Here is an 18,253-nt window from a genome sequence, read left to right on the forward strand (position 1 = left end):
GAAGATCGGGGGCGGGGCTTAGCGAAAGAAAGATTCGACTTCCAGCACGAAGCCGCCCGGTGTATTGAAATAAAAGGTCAGCCGCCCGTGGTTCTCGCTGGGAGGAGTGATGGTGTAGCCGCCGTCGGTCAGTTGCTGGTAAATGGCGCGCACCTGTTCCGGCGTGTCCTGCAGGAAGCCGATGTGGAAGACCTTGGGATACGCCACGTCTTTGGCCTTGAACACCGAAATCAAGGAGCCGTTGTCGTCGCGCAGAAAGGCCATACGCTCGTCCATCGGCATGCCATCCCCCGCCGGACGCAGGCCGAAATAGGTCTGGAACAGCTCCACGGTGGCGGGCACGTCGGTGACGCCCAGGTTGATGTGGTTGAGTTTCAACGTTTCTCCAGTTGCCAGTCGGGGAATTGCAGACCAGGAATACACCTGATAAGGGCTACCCCATGCCAGTGCCGCAGCGTGGGAAAACCCCTCAGTCGGCTTCGCCACCAGCTCCCATCAGAGGGAGCCAGGGAAAGGGGCTACCCCAGCTAAAGCTTTCACAGACTGGGGTGATGGGTCATTTCAGAGAAGAGTTGCTTACTGATTCCAGCCAACGATCCATCTTCTCTTGAACTGAATGAATGGCATCTTCAGGAGTGTTGCCAGTCGCATAGATATCTTGATTATCGCCGTTCAAGTCGAAGGAGGCCGACGCCCCGAAATCACTACCCATAGAGCCTGGTTCCCGTGATTTGATTGTTGCGACAACCGGCTGACCATCCACAGCAAATTCGTAAGAAGCTTCTCTATGCTTAGAGCCTTCCACCCAATTAAGTTTGCCAAGCATCCGTTTAGCCGACCGAGCCTTCCATTTCCAACTCGATCAGCCGGTTCAGCTCCACCGCGTATTCCAGCGGCAGTTCCTTGGCAATCGGCTCGATAAAGCCGCGCACGATCAGGCCCGCCGCCTGGTCTTCGCTCAGGCCCCGGCTTTGCAGGTACAGGATCTGATCGTCGTTGATCTTGGACACGGTGGCCTCATGGCCCACGCGGGCGGTCTTTTCCTCGATCTCGATGTAGGGGTAGGTGTCGGTGCGGGCCTCGTCGTCCAGCAGCAGGGCGTCGCATTCCACGTTGGTCTTGGCGTATTTCGCGCCCTCGTAGATCTTGACCAGACCCCGGTAGCTGCTGCGGCCCGAGTCCTTGGAAATGGACTTGGAAACAATCGAGCCGCTGGTGTGCGGCGCAAAATGCACGATCTTGGCCCCGGCGTCCTGGTGCTGCCCGCGCCCGGCCATCGCAATGGACAGCACCTCGCCGCGTGCGCCGTCTTCCAGCAGGTAGCAGGCGGGGTACTTCATGGTCACCTTGCTGCCCAGGTTGCCGTCCACCCATTCCATGACGCCGTTACCGTACACGGCGGCGCGCTGGGTCACGAGGTTGTAGACGTTGTGGCTCCAGTTCTGGATGGTGCTGTAGCGGAAGCGCGCGCCTTCCTTGACCACGATCTCGATGACGCCGGAGTGGAACGAGTCCGAGCTGTACGACGGGGCGGTGCAGCCCTCGATGTAGTGGGCCTGCGCGCCCTCGTCGATGATGATCAGCGTGCGCTCGAACTGGCCGCTGCTCTCGGCGTTGATGCGGAAGTACGTCTGGAGGGGGATGTCCACCTTGACGCCCTTGGGCACGTACACGAACGAGCCGCCGCTCCAGACCGCGCTGTTGATGGCCGCGAACTTGTTGTCCTCGGGCGGGACGATGGTGGCGAAGTGCTCGCGGAACAGTTCCGGGTACTCCTTGAGGCCGTCCTCGATGCTCAGGAAGACCACGCCCAGCTTTTCCCACTCCTCCTTGAGGTTGTGGTACACCATTTCCGACTCGTACTGCGCGCCCACCCCGGCCAGCGCGGCGCGTTCGGCCTCGGGGATGCCCAGCCGCTCGAAGGTGTTCTTCACGTCCTCCGGCACGTCGTCCCAGGAACGGGCGTTCATGCCCTCGGGCTTGATGTAGTAGTAGATCTCGTCCAGATCGAGGCCGGACAGGTCTGCGCCCCACTCGGGCATCGGCTTGCTGAGGAAGATGTCCAGCGCCTTGAGGCGGAAGTCCAGCATCCACTGCGGCTCGTCCTTGGCCTTGGAGATCATCTCGACGACGTCGCGGCGCAGGCCCTTGGGGGCCTTAACGGCGTACTTCTCAGGATTGCTCCAGCCGTACTCGTAGGTGTTGTTGATGTCGTTGACTTCAGGATTGATGGTCATTTGGACTCCTTGTGGAGGGTTGAGGGGGCTGAGCGGCCGGCGGAGTCAGCACTGGACCCCTGGGCGCCGCGTCAGGCCGTCGCCAGTTCCTTGACCCAGTCGTAGCCCTGGCTGTCGAGCTTCTTGGCCAGTTCGGGGCCGCCGCTCTGCACGACCTTGCCGTCCACGATGATATGCACCTTGTCCGGCACGATGTAGTCCAGCAGGCGCTGGTAGTGGGTGATGATCAGGCCGCCTAGACCGGGGCCGCGCATAGAGTTCACGCCCTTGGCAACCACCTTCAGGGCGTCGACGTCCAGGCCCGAGTCGGTCTCGTCCATGATGATGTAGGTGGGTTCCAGCATCAGCATCTGCAGGATCTCGTTGCGCTTCTTCTCGCCGCCGGAGAAGCCCGCGTTCAGGTAACGCTCGACGATGCTCTCGTCCCAGTCCAGCGTCTTGAGGGCCGCCTGCAGCTTGCCGTAGAACTCGGTGAAGGACACTTCCTCGCCCTCTTCCTTGCGGGCCTGCATGGCCAGACGCAGGAAGTTGGCGATGGTCACGCCGGGAATCTCGACCGGGTACTGGAAGGCCAGGAACAGGCCCATGCGGGCGCGCTCGTCGGGTTCCATCTCCAGGATGCTCACGCCGTCCACCAGAATGTCGCCCTCGGTGACGGTGTATTCGGGATCGCCCACCATAACCTTGGCCAGCGTGCTCTTGCCGTTGCCGTTCGGCCCCATCACGGCGTGCAGCTCGCCGCGCGGGATGGTCAGGTTGATGCCCCTGAGGATGGGCAGGTCACCCACGCTGGCGTGCAGGTTGCGAATCTCGATCTGGTGCGGCTGTTCAGTCTGGGTCATATAGGCTCCTTGTTGGCGCTCTGGGTCAGCACTCTCGCTTGGGCAGCACGGCTGCTTCTTGAGAATGATTCCTACTTACCCTCCCATTTTAGCCGTTCGCGAGATTAAAGTCGAGTGCATCGGTAGGGATTGAGGACCCGGTGAGGACATGGTATCCACTCCAGACAGACTGACCCCGACTGGGCCTGTCGACGCGCCCCGCAACGGTACCGGTTGCCCCGCCCTCTCCTGAGCCAAATGAGGTCGCCGCACCACGTTTTCATGCTTGTCACGCGCCCCCGTGCTACCCGTGTAGCCAATGAATGTCCTTGATCTCGCGCGCGCCGCCGGTCCACTCCTGTGGGTGCTGATCGCCCTGTCCCTGTACGTCGTCTACCTGACTGTGGCGCGGGCGCAGGCCTTGTCCCGGCTGGGGCGCAACGCCGACGCTTTAATCGAGCGGGCGCGGGCCGTGACGGCGGAAAGCGGCCCGGCGGCGGCGCTGGCCGAGGTGGACCGCGCCGGTCACCCATCGCCCGCCGCCAACGTGCTGCGGGCCGGGCTGGGCCGCGCGGACCGGGGGATGGACGCCGCCGGGGCCGCCATGCAGTCGGCCCTGCTGGCCGAGGACGCCCGGCTGTACGCGGGCCTGAGCGCGCTGGGCACCGCCGCGCAGATCGCCCCGCTGCTGGGCCTGCTGGGCACCGTGATCGGCATGGTGCGCTCGTTCCTGGTGTTCAGCTCCACGGCGGCGCCCACCCCCGCGCAACTGGCGACCGGCATCAGCGAGGCGCTGGTCAACACGGCCGGCGGCCTGATCGTGGCGATCATCGCCTACGTGGCCCGCAACGCCCTGCGTGCCCGCGCGGACCGCATTGCCGTAGCCGCCGAACGGGTGCGCGAGGATCTGCCTGGCTGGCTGGCCCGTCCGGAAGGCCGCCTGCGGCCCGAACCCCGGGTGCCCAGAGAACAGCGGTCCAGGGAGCAGGAGTACCGCACTCAGGAGTACGGCGCCCAGCCTGACGAAACGCCGGTCTACCGCGGCCAGGAACGCGGCGCGGTGCCGGTGCTGGCCTTCGACTTCGACGAGACGAGCGAGAGCGCCAGGGCCATCAGCAGCGGCCCCAACAACACCGGCGTCTTCCGCACGACCACCCCCACCCAGCCGGTCGCAGCCCCGCGCGGTGACGGCGGCGCGGGCAAGGGCCGATGACCCGCTCCCCAACCCGCCGCCGGATGCGCGACAGCGGGGACGGCGTGACCTTCGACTTCGCGCCGATGGTGGACGTGGTGCTGCTGCTGCTGATTTTCTTCTTCTTGACCAGCAGCCTGGGCGCCCGCCAGAACGCACTGCCGCTGGACCTGCCGCGCGCCAGCACCACCGTGCAGGAGACCCCCGCGCTGCCGATCGTGAGCGTGGACCGCGCCGGGAAGCTGTTTCTGAACGGCCAGGAAACCACCCTGACCAAACTGGGCGGGCAACTCAAGCCCCTGCTGGGCACCTCGGGCGGTGTGGTGGGCCTGCGTGCCGACGAGCGCGGCAGCTACGGCACGGTGGTCCGCGTGATGGACGTGATCAAGAAGGCGGGCGGCGAACGCCTGGCGCTGGGCACGAGGCCCAGCCAGTGACATGACCACTTCCCCGCCCCCCCGGACCCCGTCGGGCTTCTCTGCCGAGGGCCTCGAACGTTACCGGGCGCTGGCAGCCACCCTGGGGCTGCATGCGGCCCTATTCACCGCCCTGTTGTTGCTGCGTCCCAGCACGCCCGAGACCTTCCAGACCACCCCTGATCCGCTGCGAACCCCGCTGGAAGTCGTGACGCTGGCCCCCCCGCCGGAAACCCTGCCTGAACAGGCCAGCGCCCCGCTGACGCAGAAGCCCGCCGTGACCAAGCCTGTGACGCCCAAACCCGTCACCACCAGGCCCGCCGCGCCGCCCAAACCGGCGCCCACCCCAGCCAGAGCGGCCCCCACCCCACCACCCGCGCCCGAACCGGCCCCGACGCCTCAGCCCACGCCGGCACCCACACCCACCCCGGCACCCCAGCCCTCGCCGCCCGCCGCGCAGGTCAGGGCACCGTCGCCCGCGCCGCCCCCCAGCCCCGCTGAAACGGCGGCCGAGACGCCTGCACCCGCAAAACCAGCAGCGGCCCCAGCCGCACAGGCGCCAGCTACTCCAGAGGCGGAGCCCCCCGCGCCCACCCCGGCCGAGCGAACCCCGGCGACCCAGCCGACGCCCGAGGCCCCGGCCCCGGCCCGCACGGCGGCCACCGCGCCCACGGTGCCGTCGCCGCAACCGGCGCCCGAGATCGCCCCGGAGCGGGTGGTCACGCCGCAGGTGGGCAGCGTGGAGCCCCAGGCCCGCACCGCCGCGCCGGACACGCCGGCCGAACCGGTGCAGGCCGCCCCCGCCGCGCCTGCACCCCAGCCGGAAGCCGTGACCGCACTGCCCCGCCGCGAGGACGCCGCGCCCCCGGCGCCGGGGGACAGCACGCCCGCCTCAGGCACGCCGGCCAGGGACCAGACCGCGGCCACGCAAGCGCCCACCACGGCGCGGCCCACCGCCCAGGCGCCCGCCCCCCAATCACCTGCGGAGGCTGCGCCCGCCGCGCCCAGCCGCAGCGCCAGCACGGAGCCGGTGGCCGCCATTCCGGCCCGCCCACAGGCCAGCGCCGCACCCCAGGCCACGGCGCCCGCCGCTCCAGTCACGTCCCGCGAAACGCCCATTCCGGTGACTCCACGCGCCGAGACGGGCCGGGCAGGGGCCGTGACGGACACCCCCACCAACGACGCCCCGGCCCCAGTGGCGGCACGCCCCAGCCGCACCCCGATTCCGGCGGTGCCCGCTGCCGGGGCTGGGGATGCCCGTGCAGCCCCCGGCGCGCAGCCTGACTCCCAGGGCAGCGCTCCTGTCGCCGCCACGCCGGCCCGCACTCCGGGACCGGCCGCAGCCCCCGCACCTGCGGCTCCGGTGGCTGCCGCGCCGGGAGATCGGGCTGCCGGAACAGGCACGGGCAGCGCGCCAGTCAGTGCCCGCCCGGCCGAGGGAACGTCGGCCGGGCCCGGCACGACCACGACGCCCGGCAGTCCCGCCGAGGCTCCCTCGCGGGGGACGGCAGGCAGCGGCGGGGTCACGCCCGGCGCCCCCGCCGCCCCACGCGAATCGGCGGGCGGCACCGGCAGCGGCACGGGCGGCAGCCCCGCCCCCGGCACACCCGTCAGCGGGCGCGGGGACGGCGCAGGCCAGCCCGGCTCTGGTCAGGCTGGAACAGGCCAGGGCGGCGCAGGTACGGCTCCGGCGGCCTCACGTCCAGGCGCAGCCGGGAGCGGGGCCACGGGCAGCGGTGGAGCAGGCGATGACGGTGGCGTGACTGCCCGCGCCGGCGGTGGGGGCGGCGGCACCGGCGGCAGCGAGGACCGCCTGCTGAACTGCACGGTGGTGGTGGACGTGCGCGGTTTTGCCGCCTTCCAGCGTGCCCAGTCCAGCTTCGTGTTCGATCAGGCGGGCAAACAGGTCTGGCCGGACGCGGCGCTGATTAAGGGCGTGAGCAGCCAGCTGGTGCAGGAAGGCAACCTGCAGACCTACATCACCAGCGAGGGCCAGATCGGCGACTTCAAGAACGTCACGCGGGTCAAGGCGCAAGGCGTCCAGGCCACCAAATTTGCCCCCACCAGCAACTACATCACCGACGCCGTGCTGTCCGCCGCCGCCGCCGCCCAGTTCCGCTCGGCGGGTCAGGCGTGCCGGGTGGTCTACCTCAAGAATTGAGAAGCGGCAGTGACCCGTCGCGTCCACGGCCCCGGCATCAGCTTCCCGTCAACCACAAGTCCCTAAATGGAGTGCAGAATGCGTAAACCCACCCACCTGATGGCCCTACTGATCTCGCTGCCCCTGCTGTCCGGCCCAGCGCTGGCCTGGGTGCCTCAACTGGAAGAAACCGTCGCCAAGAACGTGATCGACGGCGCGTATGGCCGCCGCGCCCCGGTGCCCACGTTTCTGACCGTGGACCTGGGGGTCAAGGACGGTCAGTTTGTGGCGGGGCCGAAGGTCGTCACCGCGTACATGGGCGGCCCGGCCTGCGTGGAGGGCTGGCTGGCCGCCCCCACGGACTACTCGACCGGCAGCCGCCCCGCCTCTCTGACGGTGAGTGGACAGGCCGATCAGTTGTTCTTCCAGGCGCAGGACGCCCGCGACTCCTTCAAGAACCTGAGCGCCAAGGAGGCGCTGGGGGACGACTTTGCCAGCAAGCGCCTTGCCAACGGAGAGTTGCGGGTGGACGTGGCGGTGCGCGGCCTGCCCACCGAACAGGCCCGCAGCGCCTACCTGGTGAGACTGAAGGGCAAGGACGGCTCGCTGGTGGCGCCGGTCCGGTCCACCTACGTCAACGACTGGAAACCGATCGCCGCTGCCCAGGCTGCCGCACCTGCGACCACCACGGACGCGACCACTGCCTCAGCGCCTGCAACAACCGCGCCCGCCAAAGGCCCCTACCAGGGCACCCTGGTCTACTACTTCGAACCCCTCAAGGCCGGGCTGGGCGCCGGGGACAAGATGGACCTCCTGATCAAGACCGAGGCCGACACCGACTGCGCCTACAGCGTGGTGGTGGACCTCAGCAAATTCCAGTAAGCGCGTCACGCTGGACCTGCGCCTCCTCCCCTGCGGGTGGAGGTTTTTTCGTGGACGGCACGCCTGCGCCCCAACACCCTCTAGACTCCCGGTTGTGCCAACCTTTCCCCTTCTGGCCGTGGACATCGGCAACACCAGCACCGTGCTGGGCCTCGCGGACGAGACGCGGAGCCTGACCCACACCTGGCGCGTGCGGACCAACCGTGAGTCGCTGCCCGACGATCTGGCGCTGCAACTGCACGGCCTGTTCTCGGTGGCGGGCGCGCAGGTGCCGCGCTCGGCGATTCTCAGCAGCGTGGCCCCCCCGGTGGGCGAGAACTACGCGCTGGCCCTGCGGCGGCACTACGGTGTGGAGGCCTTCAGCGTCTCGGCCCTGAGCCTGCCCGACGTGACCGTGGAACTGGACACGCCCGACACCGTGGGCGCGGACCGGCTGTGCAACCTGTTCGGCGCGGAGAAGTACCTGGGCCGTCACGAGTACGCCGTGGTGGTGGATTTCGGCACCAGCACCAACTTCGACGTGATCGGGCGGGGGCGGCGCTTTCTGGGCGGCGTGCTGGCGACAGGCGCGCAGGTCAGCGCCGACGCCCTGTTCGCCCGCGCCGCCAAGCTGCCGCGCATCACGCTGGAGGCCCCGGCCAGCGCCATTGGCAAGAACACCGTTCACGCGCTGCAGTCCGGTCTGGTCTACGGCTACGCCGAGATGGTGGACGGCCTGCTGCGCCGGATTCGCGCCGAACTCCCGGCCCCCGCCGTCGCGATTGCCACCGGGGGCTTTGCCCGCACCATCGAGGGCATCTGCCGCGAGATCGACCACTACGACGAAACCCTGACCCTGCGCGGCCTGGTGGAGGTGTGGGCCAGCCGCTGACCTTGGCCGTTTGCGGTCCACCCGTTACCCTGGCCCCATGACCCACGCCCCAGACCGCATCGTCAGCCTGCTGCCCAGCGCCACCGACCTGCTGTTCGACCTGGGCCTGGGCGCACGGCTGGCCGGGATCAGCCACTCGTGTGACCATCCGGGCGCGGCGGGCCTGCCGGTGCTGACGCGCTCGATTGTGGACGCGGGCGCCTCCCAGGCCGAGATCGACCGGGCCGTGAGCGAGGCAGTGCGTGCGGGCCTGGCCCTCTACAGCGTGGACGGCGACGTGCTGGACGCCCTCAATCCCGATCTGGTGGTCACGCAGGGCGTGTGCGAGGTCTGCGCGGTCACGCCGGGAACCATCGAGGAGGCGGTGCGCTACCTGCCCGGCTGTCTGCCCGCCGCCAACGTATTGAGCCTGGAAGGCCGCAGCGTGGCCGGGATTCTGGACGACCTGCGCGCCCTGGCCGGAGCGGCGGGCGTGGCCGGACAGGGCGAGACGCTGGCCGCCGAGGCCCAGCGGCGCTGGGACACGGTCACGCCCGTTCAGACCGCGCCCCGCGTGCTGACGCTGGAGTGGGTCGACCCGCCCTTCTACGGCGGCCACTGGGTGCCTGAGCAGGTGACGCGCGCAGGCGGGGTGAGCGTGCTGGGCGCACCGGGCATTGATTCGGGCCGGGCCACCTGGGACGAGATCGCGGCCCTCGATCCCGACGTGATCGTGGTGATGTGCTGCGGCTACGGCCTGACGCGGAACGCGGATTTTGCCCGCCAGTTGCTGGAGCGCAGCGATCTGCGGGCGGTGCAGGACGGCCAGGTGTGGGCGGTGGACGCCAACGCCCACTTTTCCCGCCCGGCGCTGGGCGTGGTGCGCGGCGCGGAGGTGCTGGCCGAACTGCTGCGCGGACGCGAATGCGTGGGCGAGAGCGTGCGGGTGAGGTGAGAACCGTTCGCCGCAGCGGGCATCGCCAGCCCGCAAGCTGCGGCGTCGATCAGCCCCCAAACGTGCCCACGAACGACACCGCGAGCAGCAACGTGAAGCCCAGACCGCCCACCAGCAGCGCCGGCCCGCCCAGGCGGCGCAGCACCGCAAAATTCACGCCCAGGCCAATGCCCGCCATTGAGGCCGCCGTCAGCAGCAGGCTGACGGTCTGCATCCCGTTCGTGAGGGTCGACGGCAGCAGCCCGGCGCTGCTGACGACGCCGACCAGCAGAAAGCCCACCAGGAAGGCGGGGAGCAGGGGAGGCCGGGCGGCCTGTGCGGTCTGTTTGGAGGGTACCCCCGCGTCCCGGCGCCGCAGCACCGCGCCCAGCAGCAGCAGCACCGGGGCGAGCAGCGCCACCCGCGTGAGTTTGGTCAGCATGGCGAAGTCGAGGGCGTGGCCCCCCTGCGCCGCCCCCGCCGCCAGCACCTGCGCGATCTCGTGCAGGCTGGAACCGGTCATCAGGCCGTAGCGCTGCGCGTCCAGCCCCAGCGGCAGCGCCAGCAGGCTGTAGCCCACCACCCCCACCGTCCCCAGCAGCGAACACACCGCCACCGACACCGAGACCTCGTCCTCGTCGGCGCGGATGATCGGCGCGGCGGCGGCGATGGCCGACGCCCCGCAGATGCTGGAGCCCACTGCGACCGCCAGCCCCAGCCCGCGCGGCAGCCCCCAGCGCCGCGCCAGCCAGGTCATGCTCAGCAGGCCGGTGCCGATCACCGCCAGATCCAGCAGCAGCACCTGCGGCCCCGCCTGCGCGAACAGCACGAAGTTCAGCCGCACGCCCAGCAGCACCACACCCAGCCGCAGCAGCGTGCGGGCCGCGTAGCCGGCCCCTGGCTGCACGCTGGCCGGCAGGCGCACCAACCCCCGTACCGCCAGCCCCAGCAGCAGCGCCAGCCCCAGTGCTCCCAGCACCCGCAGCCCCGGCAGCGTGGACAGCAGGTACGCCGCCGCCGTCAGCGCGGCCACCAGCGCCAGGCCCGGCAGCAACCTCTTAATAACAATCAGGCTCGACATGTCCGCAGGCTAGAAGTCGCCTTGACATAAATCAAATTGAAATTTTTGGAAAGAGACCTCAAAAAAATCTATAATTGGTCATGGCCCTTCACCCTGAACAGTTGCTGACCTTCGCCGCCGTGGCCCGCAGCGGCAGCCTCACGGCGGCGGCGCGCGAGCGGCACCTCAGCCAGCCGTCGGTGTCCAGCCAGCTCAAGCTGCTGGCGTCCTCGGTGGGCGAACCGCTGCTGATCCGGCACCGCCTGGGGATGCGGCTGACCCCGGCGGGCGAGGCGCTGCTGCCGCACGCCCAGGCGCTGGGGCGGGCGCTGGAGGGCGCGCGGCTGTTCGCGGCCGAATTGCAGGGCCTGCAGCGGGGCACGCTGCGGGTGGTGGCCAGCAACACCCTCGCGGCGCACGTGCTGCCGCGCGCGCTGGCCGCCTTTCACGCCCGGCACCCCGCCGTCACGCTGAACATCCAGACGGCCAACACCCACGGCGCCGTGCGCGCCCTGCTGGCCGGCGAGACGGATCTCGCGCTGATCGAGGGGCCGGCGCAGCCCCCCACCGAGGGCATACGGGCCAGCGTGATCGGCCATGACACCCTGCGCCTGATCCTGCCGCCGGGGCATCCGCTGAACCGCCCCCAATTGAACGCAGCAGACCTGCAGGGCTTGCCGGTCATCTGGCGCGAGTCCGGCTCCGGCACCCGCGAGGTGGCCGAGGGCGTGCTGCGGCAGGCCGGAGTCACGGTGCGCCCGGTGCTGGAACTGGCCGGCACGGAGGCCATCAAGGAGGCCGTGATCAGCGGGCTGGGCGCCGCCTTCGTCTCCGAGCTCAGCGTGCGCCGGGAACGCGCCGCCGGACAGCTCGCCAGCCCCGCTCTGACCCTGCCCGGCCTGAACCGTGACCTGACCGCCCTGACCCCGGACGTGCCCTCCCGCACTGCCCACGCTCTGCTGGACGAGTTGCTGGCGCTGTCGCACAGAGAACAGACGCTCGGAAAGCAGACAGACCCAGAGCAGGCAGGCGGATAACCCGAAACAAGAAAAGGAGGGGAAACGGCGTTCTCGTCTCCCCTCTTCCAAGGCCCACACGCGCCCTGTTTGCGCCTGCGCTACACGCCCAACGCCAGAATCAGCTTATGAATGGCCCAGCCCAGCGCGATGCAGGTGGGAATGGTGGTGAACCACGCGGTAACGATGCGCCCGGCGACCTGCCACTTGACCTTTTTAAAGCCCTTGGTGGTGCCCACGCCCATGATGGCGCTGCTGATGGTGTGGGTGGTGCTGACCGGAATGCCCAGGCGGCTGGCCGTCTCGATGATGATGGCGGCCCCCGTCTCGGCGACGAAGCCGTCCACGGGCTTGAGGTCGACCACCTTGAAGCCCATGGTCTTGATGATGCGCCAGCCGCCCGTGGCGGTGCCCAACCCCATGGCCGTGGCCGCCGAGAGAATCACCCACAGCGGCACGTGGTCGTACTGGGTGCCCGCGTAGGCGCTCAGGGCGAAGGTGATGATGCCCATGGTCTTCTGCGCGTCGTTGCTGCCGTGCGAGAAGGCCATGAAGGCGGCGCTGAAGATCTGCGCCCAGCGGAAGGTGCGCGTCACCACGCGGGGCCGCATCCAGCGCAGCACCAGCCACGACAGCAGCACCATCAGCAGAATCGGAATCACGAAGCCCAGCACCGGGCTGGTGAACAGGCCCGCCACCGTCTTTTGCACCCCTTTGGGAATGATGATGCCCCAGCCGCCCACCGCGACGCCCGCCCCCACCAGACTGAAGATCAGCGCGTGGCTGGAGCTGCTGGGCAACCCCTTCCACCAGGTGTACAGGTTCCAGATGATGGCGCTGGTGATGGCCGCCCCCACGAGTTCCAGGGTGGCGAAGTTCTGCGGCACGATGTCGCTGGCGATGGTCTTGGCCACGGCGGTGCCGGTCAGTGCCCCCACCACGTTGAAGACGGCGGCCATGGCGATGGCCTGGGCGGGCGTCAGCACCCGTGTGGCGACCGAGGTGGCGATGGCGTTGGCGGTGTCGTGAAAGCCGTTGATGTAGTCGAAGGCCAGCGCCAGCGCGACGATGACGATCAGGCCGATGAGTGCGGGTTCCATCAACAGCGTCTCAGGCGTTCTTCAGGAGAATGCTCTCCACGGTCTTGGCGACCCGCTGGGCCTGGTCGCTGGCGTTCTCGATCAGGTCCACGATCTCGCCGCTGCGCATCGCCACGATCATGCCGGGCACATCGGTCACCCCGTCGTACAGCACGCGCTGCACCTCGTCGCTGATGTCGTCCCCCTGATCTTCGAGGGTGTAGATCTGCTCGGCGATCTTCGCCAGTTCGCCCACCTTGCCGGTGTCCTCGATCAGGGGCATGCCCTGGGCCAGCAACACGCACTGGGCCTCCACCACGCGGGCCAGCTGGACCATCTGCGGCAACGGCGTCTGGATGCGGTACAGGCTGAGCTTGACGGCGGCGTCCTCCATATCGTCCACCAGATCGTCCAGATCGGCGTTCAGGGCGATGATGTCCTCGCGGTCAAACGGCACGATAAAGGACTCGGCCAGCAGGTTGGTCACCTCGCGCGAGAGGCGGTCCCCGACGTGTTCCAGGTCACGCACACGCTGAACCTTGGCCTCCACGTCGGTGTAGTTTTCCAGCAGGTCCACCAGGGCCTGGGCCGTGGCATGGGCATTGCGGGCGGCCTCGGCGAAGCGGGCGCTGAACTTGGGGTTGCTGGGCATGAATTTGGATAAGACCATGACAAATCCTCCGTATTGTCTCCTGTTATGTCATGGAATTGTCAGGCAGGGCCAGACGGTCACGGGCAGCCCGATCCCGCGCCGCCCGCCCGCGCACTCCGGATTCAGTTTTTCATTTTGTCCTGGCCGATTCTGCGGGACAGGAAGGCCACCAGTTCAAAGGAGCCACTCAGGAGAGACAAGGCGAACAGGAGGACGACCGCCCGGTCCCAGCCGCTCAAACCGTCCCAGGGCTGCCCGGCCTTTTTGGAAAGCATCAGCAGACCAAAAAGAGTTTTGATCGCAGGCCACCACACCTCCCCTGCCGCTACTTCACGTTGACCGGGGCCGTGAAGGTGGCCCGGCGCTGCTCGCTGTCCGTGCCGATGGTGTTGGCGCCAGACGGCGTGCTGTTCGCGTCGGGCACGATGTCGCCCGCGCCGTAGCCGTCGCCGCCGAAGATGCCGCCCACGATGTTGACGCCTCCCGCTGGGGCTCCCGTCAGGCCCAGTGCCGTCCAGGGAATCGCCAGTTCCACGGTCTGGGCCGGCAGGGTGCCGCTGGCGGCGTACCTGTAGTCGGCGGGCAGCACTTCAGGCGTGGCGGTGTCGCTGCTGACCCGCCGCAGTTGCGCGGCCTGGTTCTCGTAGCGGGCCACGAAGGCGTCCACGCCCCCCATACCGCCGCCAAAGGTGACCGCCCGCTTCCACGCCTCGAAGTTGTCGGCCTTGAGCGCGCCGCCTGCGCCGGTGTCCAGGTAGACGATGGCGCTGTTGCCTAAGACGCGGTAGGTGTAGGCCAGATACAGGTAGGTGGCGTCGCTGTCAGCCAGCAGGGTCAGGAAATTGTTGTCCGCGTCAAAGCCGCCCTTCATGGGACTCTGCACGCTGACTTTTAGGGTTTTCCAGTCGCTCAGCACACCGTCGATGGTGTATTTGGCGTTGGTGACTTCCCTGGTCAGGGTCAGGTCCGCGCCCGTCCCCGGCGAGGTAGCCTGACGGGTGGCGTCCGTGAAACCCGCCGCCGAGGCTTTCAGGGTCTGCGCGCCCGCCGGGGCGAAGAGGGTGTAGCCGCCGTCTGCAAAGGTCAGGGCGTAGTTCAGCTTTGGATTGGCGCTGCCCGCCTCGACCAGCGCGCCGGACAGCGGGCCGCCCGCCCCCGTGACCTTACCCTCGATGACCGGGGGCACGGGGACCTCGATAAAGTCGTAGGTGCCGCTGTAACTGTTGCCGTCTGCGCCGACAACGTAACGGCGGTTGCCCTGGTCCGGCCCCTCGTAACCGCTGTTTTTGGCGCCAGAACCATCGTTGCCGAACTTGAACTCGATCTGGCGGAACAGGGGAAGGTCGGCAGTGGTTTTCCAGATGCCGCGGCTCTCCTGCGTCATGGGCAGTTCAAGCTGGCTGCCAGTGTCGAAACGGCGCAGTTCAACGGGGCCATTGCCCTGGCTGCGGGCGTCCACGGTGAAGGTGACCTTGACCGTGTTCTTGCTGCTGGGCGTGGCCCTGACGGTGGCCCCGGTACTCTCGGCGCCAGTTGTATCCACCGTGACCACCCGGAAGGTGGTGGCGACATCATTGGTTACGCCGCGCGCCAGATACTTACCGGTGTCTTTCGGCAGCGGGGCGAAGTTCAGCAGGCGTTCGGTGCCGTCGCCTGTTCTGGCGTAAACGCGGTAACCGCTCACCCCGGCATCGCTGCTGGGGGTCCAGGTCAGTTCCACGGCGCTGTCGCCGGGCCGGGCCGCCAGGGCCGCCACTTCGGGCAGGCTGGGATTCACCGTGCCGCCCGCGCCGCCCCCCGCCGCGCCCGTGACCGCCAGCACGGAGCGTGGCGGAACCGTTCCCACCAGTTTGCCCCCGCTGACGCTCAGGTTGGAGGCATGCCCGGTAATTTCGGTGAGCGCGCCGCCGCCAAAGGTGCCCAGCAGGGGAATGCCTCCGCCGCTCAGGGTGGACAGTTCGGTGGCCGTGTCCCCATTGTTGACCACGAAGACCACCGGCTGACCCGCCGTGCCCGCCACATTCGAGATGACCCGGCGGTAGGCCAGGATGCCCGGCCCACCATTGGGCCGCCACAGCTCCTGCTGGGCGCCGTGCGTCAGGGCGCGGTATTTCGCGCGGGCGGCGGCCAGGGCACCCAGGCGCTCGTCCAGTGCGCTATTCGCCAACTTGCTGAAGTCCATGTCCTCGCGGTTGCCCTCGCCCAGGGGGAAGTTGTAGGGATCGCCCTGGCCCGGCTGCGCGTATTCGGTGCCCTGCCACACGCTGGGGGTGCCGCGCGAGAAGTACACGGTAGACAGCGCCATGTCCAGCCGCTCGGCGGCCTGCGCGGGGGTGCCGCCCTTCCCGGTCACCTCGCTGACAAACCGCTTGACATCATGGTTGTCCACGAAGGTGGTCAGACGGCTGGCGTCCTGGTACACGCCGTCCTGCGCGAAGACGTCGGCCATGCGGTCCAGGTTGCCGCCCGCGCTGCTCATCTGCTGGCTGACCGCGTAGTACAGCGCGAAGTCGAAGACGCTGGGCGACCCCAGATCGTCCATGAAGTGCGCCAGATACGCCGGATTGCCGTCGAAGACCTCGCCCACGGACCAGATTTTGCCGGCATCACCTGCGCCGCCAGGGGCAAAGAATTGTTTCCAGTAGCTGTCCGGCACATGCTTCATGGTGTCGATCCGCAGCCCGTCGATGGCGGTGTTGGTGCGCCAGTACCGGATGAAGTCGTTCAGGTAGGTCGTGACTGCGGGCAGGTCCTGCTTGAAATCGGGCAGACCGGCCAGCGGGCAGTCGGTGGTGGGGTTGCTGGACGCGTCGCATTCGGCCTGGGTGTGGAACCAGTCCGGATGCGTCTTGGTCAATGTGGCGTCGTACCCGGCGTGGTTGAGGACCACGTCCTGAATGACCTTCAATCCGTTCTTGTGGGCAGTGTCGATCAGCGATTGGTACTCTTCCAGGCTGCCCAGGTGCGGATCGGTCTTGAAAAAATCCTCGGCCCAGTAGCCGTGATACCCGGCAAATGACTTGCCCTTGTTGGGGCCGTCGCCCACTGGAATGGCTGGAACCTGCAACACCACCGGCGTGATCCACAGCGCCGTGAAACCCATGCGCTTGAAATACCCTTCCTCGATCTTGGCCTTCAGGCCCGCAAAGTCGCCGCCGTGCCACCCTAGCGGATTGGACCTGTCGGCCCTATCGCCCGCGTTGCGATTGGGACCGTTGTCGTTGGCAGGATTGCCGTTGGCAAAGCGGTCCGTCATGGCGAAATAGATCACCTCGTCCTGCCAGGTGCGGACCGTATCCGGGCCTTTGTCTGGCGCCTTGAACAGGCCGCACGCCGCCAGCGAGAGACTCAGAACCGTGACGGCGCTGACGCGCCCCAGCAGGGGAAGGGTTTTCATGCGGCCTCTATTGAATGCCCAGGGTGATCCGCTGTCAATGCCGGGAAGAATAGACAGGCGCCCAGAATCGTGAGCGGCAGAACCATGAGTGAAGGCGCGGCGACGGTCTCTCCCACCGGGCCGCCGTACCCTGGGGCATGAAAGCCACCTGGAACGGCACGGTCATCGCGCAGTCGGACGACACAGTGGTGGTGGAGGGCAACCACTACTTTCCCGCCGACAGCGTGAAGTCAGAATATTTACGCCCCAGCGACACGCATTCCGTCTGCCCCTGGAAGGGCACGGCCAGCTACCACACGCTGGAGGTGGACGGCCAGCGCAATCCGGACGCCGTGTGGTACTACCCCCAGCCCAAGGACGCCGCGCAGCAGATCCGGGACCGCGTGGCCTTCTGGAAGGGCGTGGAGGTCACGGCGGACTGAGCGGAGCGCAGGCGCCCACCGTGATCCGCATGTGGCGGGGCGTGCCACCATACGGGCATGACTCAGCCGCCTCCTGCCGCGCCGACTGGTTCTCCAGACCTGCCCGTCACCGCCGCCGAACTCGCGGCGGCCCGTGCCGGGGTGACGCTCCGTGCCGGGCGCATTCAGGGCGCGCTGGGCCTGCTGGCAATCCTATGGGTGTCCGCTGGTCTGGCGGGCGCCTGGGCGTTGCGGTGGGGGTTTGAGGCACTGCCGGGCCGACTAGCCGCGTTGAACGAGCTGAGCAGCGGGGATTTGCCCAACCTGGACTTCGCGGAACTGGTGCCCGCCTGGGCGCAGCCGACGCTGCTGGGCCTGACCCTGCTGGGCACGGCCCTCGCCGTGTGGGCGGTGCTGGTGGCCCGGCAGGCGGTGGGAGCGGTGCGGGACCAGACCCTCAGCCCGAGCGCGGCCCACCTTGCGGCGCAGGAGCGCAGCGCCCGCACGGTGCGGCCCTGGATCACGCTGGGGCAGATCGCGCCGATCTTGCAGGCGCTGGTCCCGCTGCTGGTGTTGCCCCTCACCTTCGGCCTGATCCGCCCACTCGATCCGCAGACCCTTGGGGCGATGGCCTTCGGCCCGGTGGAGGTGGGGGCCATCGTGCTGGGCGTGGTGGTGCAGAGCCTGCCCACCATCATCCTCACCTGGCTGATCCTGGCCGCCATCCGGCGCTGGCTGGACGCGGTGGTGGCGCGGGCCCACCGGCCGGTGCCGGTGCGTCCCGCCGCGCGCGGTGTCGAGCCGTGGCTGCTGTTCACGCTGATCCTGCTGATTCTGGGCCTGGCGGGGCTGCTGCTGGGTGGACTACCGCTGCTGGCGGTCTCCGCCTTCGTGGGCGGCGCGCCAGTGGATGATCCAGAGTTGGTCTCGCTGGGTCTGACGCCCAGCTTCCTGCGCCGCACCCTGCTGTTGGGCGCAGGGGCGATGCTGGCGGGCGCGGCCATCTATGCGCTGCTGACCCTGCTGATGGCGTGGTCACGCGGTTTTGCCATGAATGTCGCCACGGTGCTGGACGCTGGACGCCCCGGCAGCCCGGCCACCCCGGTCCATGATCCCTGGCGCGGCGCGGTGCAGCCTGCCCAGGGCCGTCATCCGCATTGAGCGCGGGTGGGCCAG

17 protein-coding genes and 1 pseudogene are annotated in these 18,253 nt (G+C 68.4%); 9 read left to right on the plus strand and 9 right to left on the minus strand.

All coding sequences use genetic code 11. From position 1 onward, the window contains the following. Positions 1–18: 18 nt before the first annotated feature. The 4 genes from FHR04_RS01720 to sufC all read right to left on the minus strand — a co-directional run bounded on the left by FHR04_RS01720 (position 19) and on the right by sufC (position 3,079). On the minus strand, positions 19–378 hold the full coding sequence (locus FHR04_RS01720; RefSeq protein WP_039685149.1) for a VOC family protein: 360 nt from the start codon (positions 376–378) through the stop codon (positions 19–21). A 178-nt stretch (positions 379–556) separates the two neighbouring features. After that, a complete protein-coding gene (locus tag FHR04_RS01725) occupies positions 557–826 on the minus strand; it encodes a hypothetical protein (RefSeq protein WP_139400333.1) in 270 nt (89 codons plus the stop codon). A 4-nt stretch (positions 827–830) separates the two neighbouring features. After that, positions 831–2,237, minus strand: a complete 1,407-nt coding sequence (gene sufB, locus FHR04_RS01730) for a Fe-S cluster assembly protein SufB (protein ID WP_039685151.1) — start codon at positions 2,235–2,237, stop codon at positions 831–833. A gap of 71 nt (positions 2,238–2,308) precedes the next feature. Then, a complete protein-coding gene (sufC, locus tag FHR04_RS01735; RefSeq protein WP_039685153.1) occupies positions 2,309–3,079 on the minus strand; it encodes a Fe-S cluster assembly ATPase SufC in 771 nt (256 codons plus the stop codon). Positions 3,080–3,377: 298 nt separating this feature from the next. On the opposite strand from sufC, the pseudogene FHR04_RS01740 reads away from it, so the two are divergent. The 6 genes and pseudogenes from FHR04_RS01740 to FHR04_RS01765 form a co-directional block, all read left to right on the plus strand. Further along, positions 3,378–4,010: pseudogene (locus tag FHR04_RS01740) on the plus strand (MotA/TolQ/ExbB proton channel family protein); the annotation flags it as partial. A gap of 257 nt (positions 4,011–4,267) precedes the next feature. Beyond that, a complete protein-coding gene (locus tag FHR04_RS01745) occupies positions 4,268–4,687 on the plus strand; it encodes an ExbD/TolR family protein (protein WP_039685156.1) in 420 nt (139 codons plus the stop codon). Position 4,688: 1 nt separating this feature from the next. Beyond that, positions 4,689–6,827 (plus strand): hypothetical protein, encoded by a 2,139-nt coding sequence (locus FHR04_RS01750; protein ID WP_139400336.1) that lies wholly within the window; start codon positions 4,689–4,691, stop codon positions 6,825–6,827. A gap of 78 nt (positions 6,828–6,905) precedes the next feature. Then, complete coding sequence (locus FHR04_RS01755; protein ID WP_139400338.1) at positions 6,906–7,688, plus strand: hypothetical protein; 783 nt, start codon at positions 6,906–6,908, stop codon at positions 7,686–7,688. A 94-nt stretch (positions 7,689–7,782) separates the two neighbouring features. Further along, a complete protein-coding gene (locus FHR04_RS01760) occupies positions 7,783–8,559 on the plus strand; it encodes a type III pantothenate kinase (protein WP_039685172.1) in 777 nt (258 codons plus the stop codon). A 37-nt stretch (positions 8,560–8,596) separates the two neighbouring features. Then, positions 8,597–9,493 carry an ABC transporter substrate-binding protein gene (locus FHR04_RS01765; protein ID WP_139400340.1) on the plus strand — a complete coding sequence of 299 codons (897 nt, stop codon included), beginning with the start codon at positions 8,597–8,599 and terminating at the stop codon, positions 9,491–9,493. 49 nt (positions 9,494–9,542) lie between these two features. Here FHR04_RS01765 and FHR04_RS01770 read toward each other — a convergent pair whose 3' ends face one another. Beyond that, on the minus strand, positions 9,543–10,553 hold the full coding sequence (locus FHR04_RS01770) for a YeiH family protein (RefSeq protein ID WP_139400342.1): 1,011 nt from the start codon (positions 10,551–10,553) through the stop codon (positions 9,543–9,545). An 80-nt stretch (positions 10,554–10,633) separates the two neighbouring features. Here FHR04_RS01770 and FHR04_RS01775 point away from each other — a divergent pair, with 80 nt between their 5' ends. After that, entirely contained in the window at positions 10,634–11,569 is a 936-nt protein-coding gene (locus FHR04_RS01775) for a LysR substrate-binding domain-containing protein (RefSeq protein ID WP_139400344.1), read from the plus strand. Between the two features lie 80 nt (positions 11,570–11,649). Here FHR04_RS01775 and FHR04_RS01780 read toward each other — a convergent pair whose 3' ends face one another. From FHR04_RS01780 to FHR04_RS01795, 4 genes are all read right to left on the minus strand, one after another. Further along, entirely contained in the window at positions 11,650–12,648 is a 999-nt protein-coding gene (locus FHR04_RS01780) for an inorganic phosphate transporter (protein WP_139400346.1), read from the minus strand. Between the two features lie 10 nt (positions 12,649–12,658). After that, on the minus strand, positions 12,659–13,297 hold the full coding sequence (locus FHR04_RS01785) for a DUF47 domain-containing protein (protein WP_039685180.1): 639 nt from the start codon (positions 13,295–13,297) through the stop codon (positions 12,659–12,661). Between the two features lie 104 nt (positions 13,298–13,401). Further along, on the minus strand, positions 13,402–13,593 hold the full coding sequence (locus FHR04_RS01790) for a hypothetical protein (RefSeq protein WP_139400348.1): 192 nt from the start codon (positions 13,591–13,593) through the stop codon (positions 13,402–13,404). An 11-nt stretch (positions 13,594–13,604) separates the two neighbouring features. Next, positions 13,605–16,676 (minus strand): alpha-amylase family glycosyl hydrolase, encoded by a 3,072-nt coding sequence (locus tag FHR04_RS01795; RefSeq protein ID WP_139400350.1) that lies wholly within the window; start codon positions 16,674–16,676, stop codon positions 13,605–13,607. A 137-nt stretch (positions 16,677–16,813) separates the two neighbouring features. Between FHR04_RS01795 and FHR04_RS01800 the strand changes: the two genes are divergently transcribed. Further along, on the plus strand, positions 16,814–17,098 hold the full coding sequence (locus FHR04_RS01800) for a DUF427 domain-containing protein (protein ID WP_039685184.1): 285 nt from the start codon (positions 16,814–16,816) through the stop codon (positions 17,096–17,098). Positions 17,099–17,155: 57 nt separating this feature from the next. Beyond that, entirely contained in the window at positions 17,156–18,238 is a 1,083-nt protein-coding gene (locus tag FHR04_RS01805; protein WP_139400352.1) for a hypothetical protein, read from the plus strand. The last annotated feature ends 15 nt before the right edge of the window (positions 18,239–18,253 follow it).

Origin of the sequence: Deinococcus radiopugnans ATCC 19172 (assembly GCF_006335125.1) — a bacterium.
GTDB lineage: Bacteria > Deinococcota > Deinococci > Deinococcales > Deinococcaceae > Deinococcus > Deinococcus radiopugnans.